This is a genomic window from Mediterraneibacter glycyrrhizinilyticus (genome assembly GCF_015560805.1).
GTDB lineage: Bacteria > Bacillota > Clostridia > Lachnospirales > Lachnospiraceae > Schaedlerella > Schaedlerella glycyrrhizinilytica_A.
In genome coordinates this window covers 65,193-80,250 of sequence record NZ_JADMSO010000013.1, presented here as the reverse complement: position 1 = coordinate 80,250, position 15,058 = coordinate 65,193, and the positions used below count along the sequence as shown (strand labels likewise).

Annotated in this window: 15 protein-coding genes and 2 tRNA genes; 4 read left to right on the top strand and 13 right to left on the bottom strand. The window is 47.2% G+C overall.

The window, feature by feature from the left end:
• Positions 1 to 193: 193 nt before the first annotated feature.
• Positions 194 to 265: transfer RNA gene (locus I2H87_RS12055), tRNA-Glu, on the top strand.
• Between the two features lie 133 nt (positions 266 to 398).
• On the opposite strand, the gene I2H87_RS12050 is transcribed toward I2H87_RS12055, so the two are convergent.
• From I2H87_RS12050 to murB, 5 genes are all read right to left on the bottom strand, one after another.
• Positions 399 to 1,457 carry a diacylglycerol/lipid kinase family protein gene (locus tag I2H87_RS12050; protein WP_022151836.1) on the bottom strand — a complete coding sequence of 353 codons (1,059 nt, stop codon included), beginning with the start codon at positions 1,455 to 1,457 and terminating at the stop codon, positions 399 to 401.
• A 200-nt stretch (positions 1,458 to 1,657) separates the two neighbouring features.
• Entirely contained in the window at positions 1,658 to 1,918 is a 261-nt protein-coding gene (locus tag I2H87_RS12045; RefSeq protein WP_009266886.1) for an HPr family phosphocarrier protein, read from the bottom strand.
• Positions 1,915 to 2,874, bottom strand: a complete 960-nt coding sequence (gene whiA, locus I2H87_RS12040) for a DNA-binding protein WhiA (RefSeq protein WP_009266887.1) — start codon at positions 2,872 to 2,874, stop codon at positions 1,915 to 1,917. Before whiA ends, I2H87_RS12045 begins: the two co-directional genes overlap by 4 nt.
• Before the next feature lie 23 nt (positions 2,875 to 2,897).
• On the bottom strand, positions 2,898 to 3,776 hold the full coding sequence (gene rapZ / locus I2H87_RS12035) for an RNase adapter RapZ (protein WP_009266888.1): 879 nt from the start codon (positions 3,774 to 3,776) through the stop codon (positions 2,898 to 2,900).
• Positions 3,777 to 3,801: 25 nt separating this feature from the next.
• Positions 3,802 to 4,707, bottom strand: coding sequence for a UDP-N-acetylmuramate dehydrogenase (murB, locus tag I2H87_RS12030; protein WP_195610106.1), 906 nt, complete (start codon positions 4,705 to 4,707; stop codon positions 3,802 to 3,804).
• Between the two features lie 353 nt (positions 4,708 to 5,060).
• On the opposite strand from murB, the gene I2H87_RS12025 reads away from it, so the two are divergent.
• The 3 genes from I2H87_RS12025 (at position 5,061) to I2H87_RS12015 (ending at position 7,778) form a co-directional block, all read left to right on the top strand.
• The gene (locus I2H87_RS12025) at positions 5,061 to 6,542 is read left to right on the top strand and encodes an HlyC/CorC family transporter (RefSeq protein WP_009266890.1); all 1,482 of its coding nucleotides are present in this window, start codon (positions 5,061 to 5,063) and stop codon (positions 6,540 to 6,542) included.
• 123 nt (positions 6,543 to 6,665) lie between these two features.
• Positions 6,666 to 6,756 (top strand) — tRNA-Ser (locus tag I2H87_RS12020).
• Between the two features lie 131 nt (positions 6,757 to 6,887).
• Positions 6,888 to 7,778, top strand: coding sequence for an RluA family pseudouridine synthase (locus I2H87_RS12015; protein WP_009266891.1), 891 nt, complete (start codon positions 6,888 to 6,890; stop codon positions 7,776 to 7,778).
• Between the two features lie 48 nt (positions 7,779 to 7,826).
• Here I2H87_RS12015 and I2H87_RS12010 read toward each other — a convergent pair whose 3' ends face one another.
• The 8 genes from I2H87_RS12010 to murI all read right to left on the bottom strand — a co-directional run bounded on the left by I2H87_RS12010 (position 7,827) and on the right by murI (position 15,054).
• On the bottom strand, positions 7,827 to 8,582 hold the full coding sequence (locus I2H87_RS12010) for an aminoglycoside phosphotransferase family protein (protein ID WP_195610105.1): 756 nt from the start codon (positions 8,580 to 8,582) through the stop codon (positions 7,827 to 7,829).
• 194 nt (positions 8,583 to 8,776) lie between these two features.
• Positions 8,777 to 9,520, bottom strand: a complete 744-nt coding sequence (locus I2H87_RS12005) for a copper homeostasis protein CutC (protein WP_054705728.1) — start codon at positions 9,518 to 9,520, stop codon at positions 8,777 to 8,779.
• A gap of 93 nt (positions 9,521 to 9,613) precedes the next feature.
• Positions 9,614 to 11,080 (bottom strand): N-acetylglucosamine-specific PTS transporter subunit IIBC, encoded by a 1,467-nt coding sequence (nagE, locus tag I2H87_RS12000; RefSeq protein WP_054705350.1) that lies wholly within the window; start codon positions 11,078 to 11,080, stop codon positions 9,614 to 9,616.
• Positions 11,081 to 11,202: 122 nt separating this feature from the next.
• Positions 11,203 to 11,697, bottom strand: a complete 495-nt coding sequence (locus I2H87_RS11995; protein ID WP_009266895.1) for a PTS sugar transporter subunit IIA — start codon at positions 11,695 to 11,697, stop codon at positions 11,203 to 11,205.
• A 49-nt stretch (positions 11,698 to 11,746) separates the two neighbouring features.
• Complete coding sequence (gene licT, locus I2H87_RS11990; protein ID WP_009266896.1) at positions 11,747 to 12,592, bottom strand: BglG family transcription antiterminator LicT; 846 nt, start codon at positions 12,590 to 12,592, stop codon at positions 11,747 to 11,749.
• Between the two features lie 351 nt (positions 12,593 to 12,943).
• Positions 12,944 to 13,675 (bottom strand): glucosamine-6-phosphate deaminase, encoded by a 732-nt coding sequence (nagB, locus tag I2H87_RS11985; RefSeq protein ID WP_009266897.1) that lies wholly within the window; start codon positions 13,673 to 13,675, stop codon positions 12,944 to 12,946.
• 74 nt (positions 13,676 to 13,749) lie between these two features.
• Complete coding sequence (locus I2H87_RS11980) at positions 13,750 to 14,220, bottom strand: DUF1934 domain-containing protein (protein WP_009266898.1); 471 nt, start codon at positions 14,218 to 14,220, stop codon at positions 13,750 to 13,752.
• 6 nt (positions 14,221 to 14,226) lie between these two features.
• Entirely contained in the window at positions 14,227 to 15,054 is an 828-nt protein-coding gene (gene murI / locus I2H87_RS11975; RefSeq protein ID WP_009266899.1) for a glutamate racemase, read from the bottom strand.
• Positions 15,055 to 15,058: the final 4 nt, after the last annotated feature.

Genomic DNA, 15,058 nt, shown 5'->3' with positions numbered 1-15,058 from the left:
AATGCCATACTTATTTTGAGAATTAATAAATTCCATGGCTTATATGTGAGGGATGGAATTTACTTTTACAATTCACTTCTTTTCTTCTTCCACCAACTTTTTTCACTTTTTTTCATTTTCCACTTGCATTCTCCTCATATCTATGGTATATTAATCCTTGCTTGTGGGAGAAATACCTCACACAACATCATATGGCTCCATGGTCAAGCGGTTAAGACGCTAGCCTCTCACGCTGGAATCAGGGGTTCGATTCCCCTTGGAGTCATTTTCAAAACTCGTAACTTCTAAGTTACGGGTTTTTTATTTTCTGCCGACAGACTGATTCCCATAATTTTAGGGCTGGTGTTTCAAATATCAAATGAAACATCAGCCCTATTACTATTTCCGTTTATTTTTCTTTATTCCTGATCCCAGGTATTTTCTGTCTCTGTTTCTTCTGTCACGACCATCACTACCTCTTCCGCGCTCAATTCCTCCATCGCACTTTGAAGTGCTTCTTTCTTCTCCTCAAAATGCTGTTTTGTACTTTCTTTGATCATGATCTGCAGTCCCTGCTTTTTATTTTGGACAAGAACCTCGTCATGCTCACCACCGAACTCTCCGTCCAGTGTCCACGGAATCTCCTCAAACGAAGTAAATTTCACACAACTGCTCTTGAACGAATACATATGCTTTGAATCGATCTGCCGGATCACAAGCGCCGCGACGATCTCATTCAATTCGATCGGATTCCGCGGTGTCTTGATCAATGTCACTTCAAACACTCCGTCATCAAAAATAACATCACGTCCAATGATCCCTCTGAATCCGCCAACTGAACGGGAATTTGTCACCATACCGAACATGAAATCCTCTTCCAGCACTTCTCCGTCATGTTCCACACGGATATGATAAGACGGAACGTTAAAAATACGCTTCGCCCCCTCCAGCACATATGCCAGATGACCGAGCACATTTTTCATACTCTGCTTTGTCTCATAAGACACATCGGTGAACAGTCCAAAAGCCGCAATATATACGAAAAAGTCATCGTTGAACACTCCGACATCACACGAAAACGGTACTCCGTTCACAACCGTATCCGCCGCTTCCAGCATATCTTTTGAAATATGCAGGCTGCTTGCAAAATCATTGGTCGTCCCCGCCGGTATATAACCGATCGGAACCATTTCTTTTCGGCGGCACATCCCCGTTACGACCTCATCCAGCGTACCGTCGCCTCCGCTGCATGCAACCAGGTCGTACGGTTCGGTATACGCGATCGTTTTCGCCAGCGCATCATGATATTTCTGCGTCGGATAAACGGTCACTTCATACCCGCCTTTCACAAAAATGTCCAGAATATCCGACAGGTTCGGCTTCAGCACTCCCGTTCCTGCATTCGGATTATAAATAAACAACATTTTTTTTCGTCTGTTCTGATCCTTATCCGTGTATTTCTCTATCACATTCTCCATTTTTCCAGCTCCTTAATGTCTCATATCCTGCTGTTTTCCCGTCTTGCTATTTTCTCATTCGTCTGCAATGATCTCTTCCTCCGGAAAAATGTGATTTTCCGGATACAGACGGACGGTCTCTTTCATTTATAAAAGAGGCTGTACTTCTTCCGTACACCCTCTTTCAAACCTGATTCCTCTATCTGATCAACAATCGCTCATCAAGCTTTTACATTTGCAAAAAAAGTCTTGATCCCTTCTGCTGCCATCTCTTCATCTTCTCCCTCGGTGAGAACCGTTACTTTCTCGCCCTCGCTTAAGTTCAGACTCATCATTCCCATAATGCTCTTTGCATTGATCTGCTTATCGCCCATCTGAATATAAATCCTGCTTGCGTACTGGCTTGCCTCCTGTACCAACAAAGCGATCGGTCTTCCATCCAGACCATTCTCATGTCTTACAACAACCGGTGTCTTAATCATAATAACCCTCCTTGTTCTTGCCTTACCTTTTCTGCCAACTCACTCAATTTCCTGAGTCTGTGATTCACCCCCGATTTGCCCACCGGAGGCGATAAAAGCTCGCCCAGTTCTTTTAGTGACGCCTCGGGATGTGAAAGACGGGCAAGTGCAATCTCTTCCAATCCCTCGGACAACTTCTCAAACCCGATCGTATCACGCAGATACGTTATATCCTCCACCTGCTTCACCGCAGCAGAGACCGTTTTATTGATATTGGCAGTCTCACAATTCACCTTGCGGTTCACGGTATTTCGCATCTCCTTTAAGATCCGTACATTTTCCAGTTCCATCAAAGATACATGCGCTTCCATGATATTCAAAATATCAACGATCTGAGATCCCTCTTTTACATAGACAACGTAGACCTTTTTTCTCTGGACGATCTTTGCGTCCGTCTCAAAACTGCAGAGCAGCTCTTTCACCTGTTCAGCCATCGCTTCTGCCGCGCAGACGATCTCAAAGTGATACGATTTCTCCGGATCACTCATCGAGCCAGCCGCCAGAAATGCGCCGCGAATAAATGCTCTTCTGCAGCACGGCTGCTGTACCACGATCGGATTCACGATATGGATCTCCTCAAATCCGTTCTGATACTCCTCTGTTAGCTTCGTTGCCTGAAGAATACGCAGGGCGTCCTGATGCTGTTTCACAATGATGGAATAAGAGACGCTCTGCCGCAAAATATTTCTCCTGACCGAGATATCAGATTCTATATTAAATGTTTTTTTGATCAATGTAAAGACCTTTCTTGCAACAGCGATATTTTCTGTATGGATTTTTATCCCGTATCGATTCCTGCTGTCGATCACGATCGATCCGCAAACGCTGAGCATTGCCGCCAATTCCGCGATCTGACAATGCCTTGCACTGCTCCACTGTCTCGAAAGTTCTTCTTTTACTTTTCCCGAAAATGACATCTGCTATTTTCCCTCTTCCCGGCTTATTTCGCCTTTACGACCGCATCCTTTTCAATATCACGATGCTCGATCCGCGCGCCATAATGCTCATTCCCGCTCACAAATTCGTAAAGCCTGTTCGCAAGCGTCACCGAACGATGTTTTCCTCCTGTACATCCGATCGCGATCACAAGCTGGTTCTTCCCCTCCCAAATGTAATTCGGAAGCAAAAACTGCACCAGATCTTCCAGTTTTTTCACAAACAATTCGGCTCGCTCGTTGTTCATCACATAATCCTGCACTTCCGGATCGTTTCCCGTTTTTTCTTTTAAATCTTCTATATAATAAGGATTCGGAAGAAACCGGACGTCCAGTACAATATCCGCATCCTGCGGGATTCCGTATTTGAACCCGAACGACATCACCGTCACATACAGATTTTTAAAATCTTTTCCCTCCACGAAGATCTTTTCCAATTCCGCTTTCAATTCCCGTGTCAGCATCTTACTTGTATCCAGTATATAAGTCGCCCGCAGTTTTAAGAACGAAATCTTCTCGCGCTCTTTCGCGATCCCCACATCCACATGTCCGATTCCGCCGAGCGGATGCTGCCTGCGTGTTTCCTTATATCGTTTGACAAGCACATCCGATTTCGCATCCAAAAACAAAATCTCATAAGAAATGCCCTTTTCGTCCAGTTCTTTCAAATGCTGTTCCAGTCCGTCCAACGCTTCTCCGCTTCGGACGTCGATCCCGAGCGCCACTCTGTTCAGTTCCGAATCCGGCGTTGTCAGCATTTCTCCAAATTTCGTCACAAGCGCGATGGGCAGATTATCCACACAAAAATATCCCATATCTTCTAACATTTTCAATGCCGTTGATTTCCCCGCGCCCGACATTCCCGTCACAATTACAAATCTCATCTGTACGTCCCCTAACTTAAATCTCTTAAAACTCCCCGATCCGTCTTACTTCCGGTTCCAGCCGTACGCCGAACTTCGCTTCCACACGGTCCGCCACCTGCTCCATCAATGAAACGATGTCCGCCGCCGTCGCATTCTCCCGGTTGATCACAAATCCACAGTGTTTCTCCGAAACCTGTGCGCCTCCGACACGGAATCCACGCAGTCCCGTATCCTCGATCAGTTTTCCCGCAAAATATCCCTCGGGACGTTTGAACGTACTTCCCGCACTCGGATATTCCAACGGTTGTTTTGTCACACGCTTTTCTTTCAATTCCTCCATATATGCACGGATTTTTTCCGGATCTCCCGGCTGAAGTTTCAGCTGTGCGCTCAGCACAATGTCTCCGTTTTTGGCAAAAACGCTGCTCCGGTATCCCAGTTCCATCCGGTCTGCCGGGACAACCCGAAATTCGCCGTCTTTTGTCAATGCAAGTGCGTTGTACAAAATATGTTTCATTTCTCCGCCGTAAGCTCCGGCATTCATCATCACCGCACCGCCGAGTGTTCCCGGAATGCCGGATGCAAATTCCATGCCGGTCTGTGCATGTTCCAGCGCCTGCGCCGCAGTTTTGGAAAGCAATGCGCCTGCCTGCGCATACACCATATCGCCTTCCACGCGGATCTTGTTCATATTCTTACAGATCTGGATGACCACGCCCCGGTAGCCGCCGTCCCCGACGAGCAGATTGCTTCCGTTTCCGATCACATAATATGGAACGTTCTCCTTTTTAAGCAGATTCACAACCGCTCTGACTTCCTCTTCCTCCGTCGGCGTCACAAAAAAATCAGCCGGTCCGCCGACACGAAATGTCGTATGCCGGCTCATCGGCTCGTCTTTTGAGACATTGGACTGATCCAGACATTGACACAATTCATCATATAAACTCATATTTTTTCTCCATTTCACTTCTATTTCTGTCTCTTAGCTTCATCATGATTTCATCCTGTCCCCGGCTTTTGTCATCATTGACCGCGGGAGGATATACGGGTAGTTCTCGGATAGTATGATTTCTATTTCACATGATACAATACTTTTTCCCTAATTGCCAGTAAAAGCGCGAAGAACTTGCAAATTCCGTTTAAATGATGTATATTATTTTCGTGTACTCGTAGCGTCGATGTACAAGGGGAAACACGCCTCAAACCGCGTAATTTCGGTAATTTTCAGCGTTATCCTCAATCAGCGTACACGCTAATGAAAACAGAAGTAAATTTTATGATATCAAAGGAGTGATCAGATCATTGGATTCGAGTGACGCCATACAAATTATCGTACTTATATTATTACTATTATTATCCGGATTTTTTTCATCCGCGGAGACTTCGCTGACTACTGTCAGCAAGATCAAGATGCGTGCCCTTGCCGACGACGGCAACAAACGTGCCGCAGCCGTACTTGAGATTACGGAGAAGCACACAGGCAAGATGCTGAGCGCCATTTTGATCGGAAACAACATCGTGAATATCTGTGCCACAGCGCTCGCCACAACGATCGCTTACAATTTCGGCGGATATATGGTCAGTATTATGACCGCCTTTATGACGGTTGCGATCCTCGTTTTCGGAGAGATCACACCGAAGAACCTTGCGACGATCAAAGCTCAGAATCTGGCACTTGCATATATTCCGATCATCAAAATATTTATGACTATTATGACGCCGTTCATTTTCATCATCAATCTGATCTGTAACGGAATCCTGCGTTTATTCCGTGTCGATCCGAAAGCGAAGAACAACACCATGACAGAAGATGAACTCCGCACCATTGTGGATGTCAGCCACGAAGATGGGGTAATCGAGTCTGAAGAAAAAGAGATGATCTACAATGTGTTCGATCTTGGAGATGCGCGAGCCAAAGACGTTATGGTTCCCCGGGTCCACGTCATTTTTGCAGACGTCAACAGCAGCTACGCCGAACTCATTGATATTTTTAAAGAATATAAGTTTACAAGACTTCCGATCTATGAAGATACGACCGATAACGTGATCGGAACGATCAATATGAAAGATCTTCTTTTGTTTGAAAACAGAGAACATTTCCAGGTACGGGATATTTTGCGTGAGGCTTATTTTACTTATGAATATAAGAACATCTCCGAGCTTCTCGTCGAGATGAAAGACGCTTCCTTAAATATCGCGATCGTATTGGATGAATACGGCGAGACTGCCGGGATCATCACTCTGGAAGATATTCTTGAGGAGATCGTCGGAGAGATCCATGACGAATACGATGAGAACGAAGAAGAATTTGTCACACAGGTCAATAACCGCGAATATGTGGTCGAAGGTTCGATCAGTCTGGATGACTTAAATGACCGTCTGGAATTGGACGAGCATCCGAAAGCAATGCTGGAATCCGAGGATTTCGACTCCCTCGGCGGTTTCCTGATCGAACATCTGGATCGTCTTCCGGAAGTCGGCGATGAATTCACGACAGAAAGCGGCATCCGTCTGGTTGTCGAGAAATTAGACAAGAACCGTGTGGAACTGGTTCACCTCTTCATGCCGGAACATTTGATCGATGAGGAAGACGAAACAGGAAGAAGCGACGGACATCCGGAGCTTTCCCACCGAAGATCTGAATCTTCCAGATCAGAAGTTGTAAAGTCAGAAGCCACAAAATCAGAAACCATAAAGTCGGAAGCCACAAAATCGGAAGCTTCTGAACGTAAATCTTCCGAAAAGTCTTCTGAAAACAAAGAAAATAACAAAGAAAATATTTAAAATCTCTTGATTTTATATTTCTTTTACGCTATCATAAGGATTGGTGTGCAGAGTCGGTATACACCGGCTCTGCTTTATCCATCACCTGTTTTCTGTTCGGATACAGACAGGTACAGCATATATGGAGACGTACCGAAGTGGCCGTAACGGGGCTGACTCGAAATCAGTTTACCGGTTTTAAGCCGGTACGAGGGTTCGAATCCCTCCGTCTCCGTTTATTAATTCCCAAAAGCATCGTACAGGTTTTCCTGGCGATGCTTTTCTTCTATATTAAATGAAATGATCTGAAAGATAACCGGAAAGAAACATCCCGAATGCAGACACGAAAACAAGAAGGAGAACTTCATGGACCGTATCATTACTTACCACATTACCGAACAGGACGCCGGACTCCGCATCGAGCAATATCTTCGCCGCCGCGGATATTCCCGGCAAAATCTTGTGGAACTGAAAAAGATGCCCGAGAGTATTCTCGTAAACGGCGTCTGGTATTATCTGACCCAGACACTGTCGGCAGGAGATTTGTTAAAAGTCCATATTCAGGAAACGGAGTCTTCCGAAAAGATCCCGCCCACCAAGTTGCCTCTTACTATCGTCTATGAAGACGAAGATATTCTCGTTGTCAACAAACCTGCCGGGATGCCGATCCATCCGTCCATGAACAACTATCACTATTCTCTCGCCAATGCGCTTGCCTGGTACTATCAGGAACAGGGAAAGCCGTTTATTTTCCGCTGCACGAACCGTTTGGACCGGGATACTTCCGGACTGACCGTCATCGCCAAGCATATGGTCAGTTCCAACATCCTGTCCTCCCTTGCGTGCCGCCATGAGATCACGCGCGAATACCTCGCCATCTCCCGCGGAAGCGTTACTCCGTCTGCCGGGACGATCTGCGCGCCGCTCTCGCGTAAACCCGGCTCCGTGATCGAGCGTGTCGTTGATTTTGAACATGGTGAACGGGCAGTGACACATTACCGCGTGCTGGAAGAAAAAAACGGGCACAGCCTCGTCTCCCTGCATCTGGAGACCGGTCGTACCCATCAGATCCGCATTCATATGAAATATCTCGGCTACCCACTGATCGGAGATTATCTCTACAACCCGGACATGGAACATATCCGCCGTCAGGCGCTGCATTCTCACCGGCTCTGCTTCCCCCATCCGATCACCGGAGAGCAGATGGAATTCACCGCCCCGCTCCCTGAAGATATGGAAGCCGTCCTCTCAGAATGATCTTCCGAGGGGGCGGCTCGCAATAATCTTCTCTGCCGGAAACTCCTTTTACTGATAATCGATCACATCGATCCAACGCATAAGGAATTCTTTTTCCAGTTCATTGTTCTTGGAAAGTTCCGCCGCCGCTACGATCGGGAGCCACTGCTGAACATACTGTCTCGCGGTGTCGCTCTTCTTACAGAATAACTTCATATAGAGATCCGCTTTCTCCTGATCTTTCAATGCGAACAAAAGATACGTCATCGCCGCATCCGCGCTCGCGTTTCCCTGTGTCGCATGTGCCCAGTCCACGATCGTCATCTTACCGTTCTTTCCATAGATCACATTGCTCGGATTAAAATCACCGTGGCATACTTTGTCATGCTTCGGCATGCTTTCCAGACGGGTCAGAAGTTCATACCGCGTCGTCGCATCCAACTCTTTCAGTCCGTTGATCTGTGCGGACAATTTATCTTTCAGCTTGTTCAGCCTTGCCGCTTTTTTGCTGTGCATCTCCAACTGCAGATCCACAAAATCTTCCATATATTTCTCCAGATTTCCCGGATCAGCTTCCATCATCTCTTCAAGCGTCGTACCCTCTTTATATTCGATCAGGATCGCCCATTTTCCGTCCACCTGACTCACTTCTTTCACACATGGGATGTCAAGCCCCGTCGCCTCGACTCTCGCCGTATTGAGCGCCTCGTTAAACACATCTGCCTTTGGATGATCTTTTTCAAAAATCTTAACGATTCCGTCCTCGCACTTATAAACTTCTTTGTACTCCCGTTTTACGATCAGTTTTTTCTTTTCCAGTTTCATAGTGTACGCCTCCTGCTTTGAAATCATTCCGTTTTTATTTATATTTGTATTATACTCCTTGAAATCAGAAAAGAAAAGTATTTTTTGTTAATTTTCTCACATTTTTATTCAGGCACTTTTTATTGTTAATAATATAACAATACTGTTATCTCCAAAAAAACAACAGACCTATGCTGCACCGGAATGTCCCTTTCCTAAAATTGCTCCAGTACGTCCACCGCTCTGCGGATATTATCCGCATCCGTCTGCCAGATCTCATATTCGCTGAATCCCGGAAATCCCATGCTCACACCGTCGCGCCGGAACTGCATCCTGCTTTCCAGCGTGACTTTTCCGGACATATGATAAGCCTGCGCCCCTGTAAACGGAACCAGCTTTTCGATCGTTTCCGGCGAAACGCCCGCTCCGACCAGGATCTCGATCCGTCCGTCGCTTCGTCTCACCAGCTCACGCAGAAGTTCCCGACCTTCCCACGCAGAATTTTTCTGTCCGCTTGTCAGGATCGTTCTGATTCCGAGATCGACCGCACCCTCCAACGTTTCATACGGATCGCTGCACACATCAAAAGCACGATGCAGCGCCACATCCGCATTCCCCGCTTCACGGATCAGTTCTCCCATTCTCACGCTGTCCAGTCTTCCGTCCGGCAAAAGGATCCCGGTGACGATCCCGTCCGCTCCCAGCTCCCGGTACATCTGCACGTCTTCTTTCATTATTTCAAATTCATACTCGTCATAGCAGAAATCACCGAATCTCGGTCGGAGCAAAACCCGGATCTCCAGATCCGTATATTTCCGGACTGCCTGAAACAACGCTTTCCCGGGACTCGTCCCTCCTATGATCAGATTTCCGCATAATTCCACACGTTTCGCGCCGCCCTGCTGTGCCGCGATCGCCGATTCCACACTGTCCACGCATGCTTCCAATACATACTCCATATTCTTTTACCTCCTGTGTTATGCAAAAAGACCGCTTTCACGCGGTCTTTTCCAAAAGGGATTAATGTTCTCTTTCAAATATGTCTTCTCAGATTATTTACACAGTTTCTTGAATTCATCGGCAACAAACTGAACTTTTGTTCCGATGATAACCTGTACGGAATTCTTTCCAGGTCTGATCACGCCTGCAACTCCGGCAGATTTGATCTTCTTCTCATCAACTGCTGTGTAATCTTTGATCTCCAGACGAAGTCTTGTAATACAGTTGTCGATCGATGCAACGTTTTCTTTTCCGCCGACACCCTCAAGGATGATCTGTGCTACGGTTGTGAAATCGTCGTTTGCAAGCTGTACTTTTGTTTCATCTTCGTCATCGTCTTCTCTACCCGGTGTCTTCAGATCGAATTTCACGATCGCGAAACGGAATACCACATAGAATACGATAAATGCTGCGATACCAAGCGGAACGATCAGCCATGTCTTAGCAGCTGCCGGAAGTGACGCGGAGAACAGAAGGTCTGTTGCACCTGCCGAGAATGAGAATCCGGCACGGAATCCAAGAGATACCGTAATAAATGCGAAGATACCATATAACAAAGCGTAGATCACATACAGTACCGGTGCAAGGAACATGAATGCGAACTCGAACGGCTCAGTAACACCGCAGACAAATGCGCTGACTGCTGCGGAAGCAACGAGACCGATCGCTACTTTTTTCTTGTTGTCTTTTGCTGTATGGATCATTGCCAATGCTGCGCCCGGAATACCGAACATCATACATGGGAAGAATCCGGACATGTACATACCAAGGCTCCATGTTACATCTGCGGATGTCTCGCCTGCCCAGAAGTGTGTCAGATCTCCAAGACCGATCGTATCGAACCAGAATACGTTGTTCAATGCGTGGTGCAGACCTGTCGGGATCAACAGACGGTTCAGGAATGCATAGATACCTACACCAACTGCTTTCAGGCTCACGATTGCTTCACCTACTGCGATCAGTGCGCCGAATACCAGCGGCCATACAAACAGCAGAATTGCGGAAACAATGATGGAAACAACTCCAGCTACGATTGCTACGCAGCGTTTTCCGCTGAAGAAAGACAGCCAGTCCGGAAGTTTCGTGCTTTTGAATTTATTGTAGCATGTAGCACCGATGATACCTGCAATGATACCGATGAACGGGTTCTGGATCTTATCGAACGCCAGTGTCATATTCGGGTTGTCTACAATACCAGGTCTGAGGATCGATGCAACTCCTGTGGAGAGAAGTGTTGTGATCATCAGCCAGGAAGCCAATGCTGCAAGTCCTGCTGTACCGTCGTTGTCATCAGCCATGCCGACACCGATACCGATCGCGAACAGGATCGCCATGTTGTCGATCAGCGCCCCGCCTGCTTTTACAAGAAACAGTCCTAATACCGGAACGATTCCATTGATATCTCCGCCCTGCATGGTTTCCGGACAAAGCAAGTAACCTACACCCATCAAAATACCGCAGATCGGAAGAACCGCTACCGGCAGCATCAGGGCTTTTCCTAATTTCTGTAAGAATTTCATGAAAAGTACCTCCTTCTCAAAACCTCTCATTACTTGTTTCTTTAATCCCTTTGTTTATTTTATCCGACGCACTGTCGGTTAAAATACATGATTTCTTTTGAGCTTCGCTCTTTTGTCTGTTTTTACTCTTTCGGCATGATCGCAAGGATGTCGTCTCCCGGAACCACATCTTTTCCGGACAATCCCTTCACGCTCTCATACTCGTCTGTATTGCAGATCAGCATCGGGGTGATCGTATCATACCCTGCCGCCTTTACTTTCTCCAGATCTACTTCCAGAAGCAGATCGCCTTTTTTCACTTTGTCCCCTGCCTGAACATGACCGGTAAATCCGTCTCCGTTCATCTTCACAGTGTCCAGTCCGACATGGATCAGAACTTCTGCTCCGAAATCGGAGGTCAGGCTCACTGCATGGAGCGTATCAAATACCATTCCGATCTCACCATCGCACGGCGCATAGAATTTTCCCTCTTCCGGGATGACTGCGACGCCCTCTCCGAGCATTCCCTCACTGAATGTCGGATCGTTGACCTCGGACAGCGGAACCGCCTTTCCTTTTGCCATTGCTCCGAGCACAAATGTCTGCGGAACTTTTTTCTTCTTCAAAAATCCAAACATCTCGTTTATTTCCTCCTTTATGTTTGCTTTTCATTGATCTTTTGATGTGTTATTCCGTGGCGTCTTCCGCCATCGTCACTCTCCGGATATGGATCGCAAGATACATCACTTCTTCTCCGGACAGCTTACATTCCGTCGCCTGCTCGATATAGTCCGCGATCCGGCGGCTGCAGGCATATTCCCTCGGATATTTCTTCTGCATCATCTCCACCAGTTCTTTCTCCTCATTGGTCAGAAGTTCTCTCCGGTAGATCCGCTGCAGTAAAAATTTCACATGTGTGACAAAGCGCTCATAATGAAGCGTGCTCTCATCAAGTTCGATCTGAAGCGATTCCTGTGCGATCTCCAGAATCTCTTTCATCAGATTCGGAAAATTCAGTGCGTCGCGGATATCCGTCCCATATTCCGCATTGACAAAATGCAGGGCGATAAACCCGGCTTCGTCTTCCGGCATATCCATCCCAAGCCGCTCTTTGATCAATTCCACCGCATACTGTCCCAGACGGAACTCCTGCGGATAGAACTGCTTGATCTCCCAGAGCAGCGCGTTCTCCGGTTTGATCCCCTGACCGATCCGCTCGATCGCGAAATTGATATGATCCGTCAGCGTCACATAAATGCTCTGGTTCAGACGGAGTTTCAACTGTTCTTTCGCATAAGCGATAATGTCATTCGAGATCGCCGCATGTTCAAGAGGCATATTTGCCAGAAGTTCTTTCAACTGCTCTGCAACGCTCTGGCTTTTGATCCGGAACGTCTTCTCGATCTTTTCCGGAACGATCGGCTTCCCCGGCTTTGTTCCAAAGCCGATCCCGCGTCCCATCAGAACCACTTCCGTACCTGTCTCATCAAAAGCTGACACAATATTATTATTTATCACCTTATCGACTACCATACGCCTCACTGATCCTTCTTTTTTATCTCGAAGCAGATATGCTTTCCCGGTCTTTCTCATCAGCTTTTCCAAAGAGATTTTGAACATGGATCTTCCGAAAAATAATAAAAACCAGTTCTACAAACCCAGCGATCATGTTGGGTCTGTGAAAACTGGTTTTGCCTGCCTTACAGTAACAATCCATTCGTGTCTCTTCAGTTGTCTCGCTTCATATGCACACTATAACAAATTATACAAAGGAAGTCAACCATTGTTTTATTTTTTCGTTATATTGATGATAGTTTTCTTTTAGAATTTTTATTCTTTTTTTAGAAAATACAACTTTCACACATCATTTACATAGACGATTGTCTAGCGCGGGATCTTTGCAAGCGCTTCTGCGTCTCCGACGATCGTTACATCCGGGTGCATCTGGAGGATCGAAGCCGGCACTTCCGGTGTCACATCTCCGAAAAATGCTTTCGCAACAATGTCCGCTTTATCCGCGCCGCTGACTACGACCAGAATCTTCTTTGCACGCATGATCGTTCCGATCCCCATCGTATACGCCTGCTTCGGCACATCGTCTGCGGAAGCAAAGAAGCGTTTGTTTGCCTCGATCGTACTCTCTGTCAGATCCACGCAATGTGTCTCTTTCTCGAATATCGGAGCCGGCTCATTGAAGCCGATGTGTCCGTTGTGTCCCAGTCCGAGAAGCTGCAGATCCACACCGCCGTATGAACGGATCAGTTCCTCATATCTCTTGCACTCAGCCTCGGCGTCCGGGTTTGTTCCGTCCGGCACGTTGGTGTTCTCTGCATCAATATTGACGCGGTCAAACAGGTGCTCATGCATAAAGTAGTAATAGCTCTGGTCATTCTCGTGATCCAGCCCTCTGTATTCGTCCAGGTTTACAGAAGAAACCTTTGAGAAATCCAGATCTCCGTTCTCATACTTCTCCACAAGCTGATCGTATGTGCCGATCGGTGAAGAACCGGTCGCCAGCCCCAGTACACAGTCCGGTTTCATAACGATCTGTGCCGCAATGATGTTTGCCGCCTGTTTGCTCAGTTCTTTGTAATCCTTTGCCTCAATGATTCTCATATTGTTTACCTCCTATTATTGGCGGTTCTCCGTCAGAATAAACATTTTACATAAAGAAAACCGTACGCTGTCTTTCAGGCAGGAAACGCGCATTCCCGCGGAACGACCTCGATCCGGATCCTGCTTTCGGCAACCGCCTCATCCTCTGCCTCCAGCGTATAACGCACAAAGATCCGTATTTTCTCTTCTTCCGAAATTATCGTCAGTTCTTTCGTGTCTGTCCCGATCTGCATCTGTCCGTACGGAGTTTTATAAGAAGACACGTACTTCTTCCCTTTTTCAAAAACCATATAGCTCGTCAGCACGCCGGATTTCTTCATCTCTACCCGGTAATCCCCAGTCACTTTCAGCGTATTCTTCGTCACACCGAGACCGGATTCTTCGATTTCTTCATACAAAATATAATGCTTCCCGTTTTTCAGAAAATACTGTCCCGGAACGACGATCTCGATCTTTTCGTCTTCTGCCTCCTGAAGATCCGTTTCACCATTTTCTTTCAGATCAAAATGCAGACCTGCTATGCGCACAAGTACTTCTTTCGTCATCCTGCTTTAATATCCCTCTATATTCACTACATTTGTCTCCGGAACATCAAACGGCATCACCGTATTGGCGAACTTGCGGAATTTCTCCGCCGCGTCGCTGACAAAAAACTCATAGTGGCTTTTCCGGTCCTCTGTCCCGTCATTTTCCATCGCCTGTTCTTTTAACAGCGCACGCAGATCCATTGCCGTCTCATACGCCGGATTCACGATCTGGATCCGGTCGCCGAGATATGCCCGGATTTTGGAGCGTAAAAGCGGATAATGCGTACAGCCTAAGATCATCGCGTCGATATCCGTCGCCCGCATGGATTCCAGATAATACTCGATGATCTCCCGCGTCACCACATGCTCTTTGAACCCCTCTTCCACAAGCGGAACAAACAGCGGACAGGCTTTCTCGATTACTTCCACCGCCGGATCCATCTCCCGGATCGTCTTTGTATAAACGCCGCTCTGCACGGTCGCATCGGTTCCCACGACGCCGACTTTTTTGTTCACGGTCGCTTCCACCGCTGCCCGTGCTCCCGGCACGACTACCCCGAGGATCGGAATGTCGTACTCATCGCGCACCGCGTCGAGAGCCAGCGCACTAGCGGTATTGCAGGCGATCACGATCGCTTTGACCTCTTTCGTTTTTAAAAAACGGATGATCTGCTCCGAAAACCGGATGATCGTCTGGCGGGATTTGCTTCCGTAAGGAACTCTCGCCGTATCTCCGAAATATACAATATTCTCATTTGGAAGCTGACGGACAATCTCCCGTACAACGGTCAGTCCGCCGACTCCTGAATCGAACACGCCGATCGGCGCCGACTTCTTACTTTCCACACCCATATCC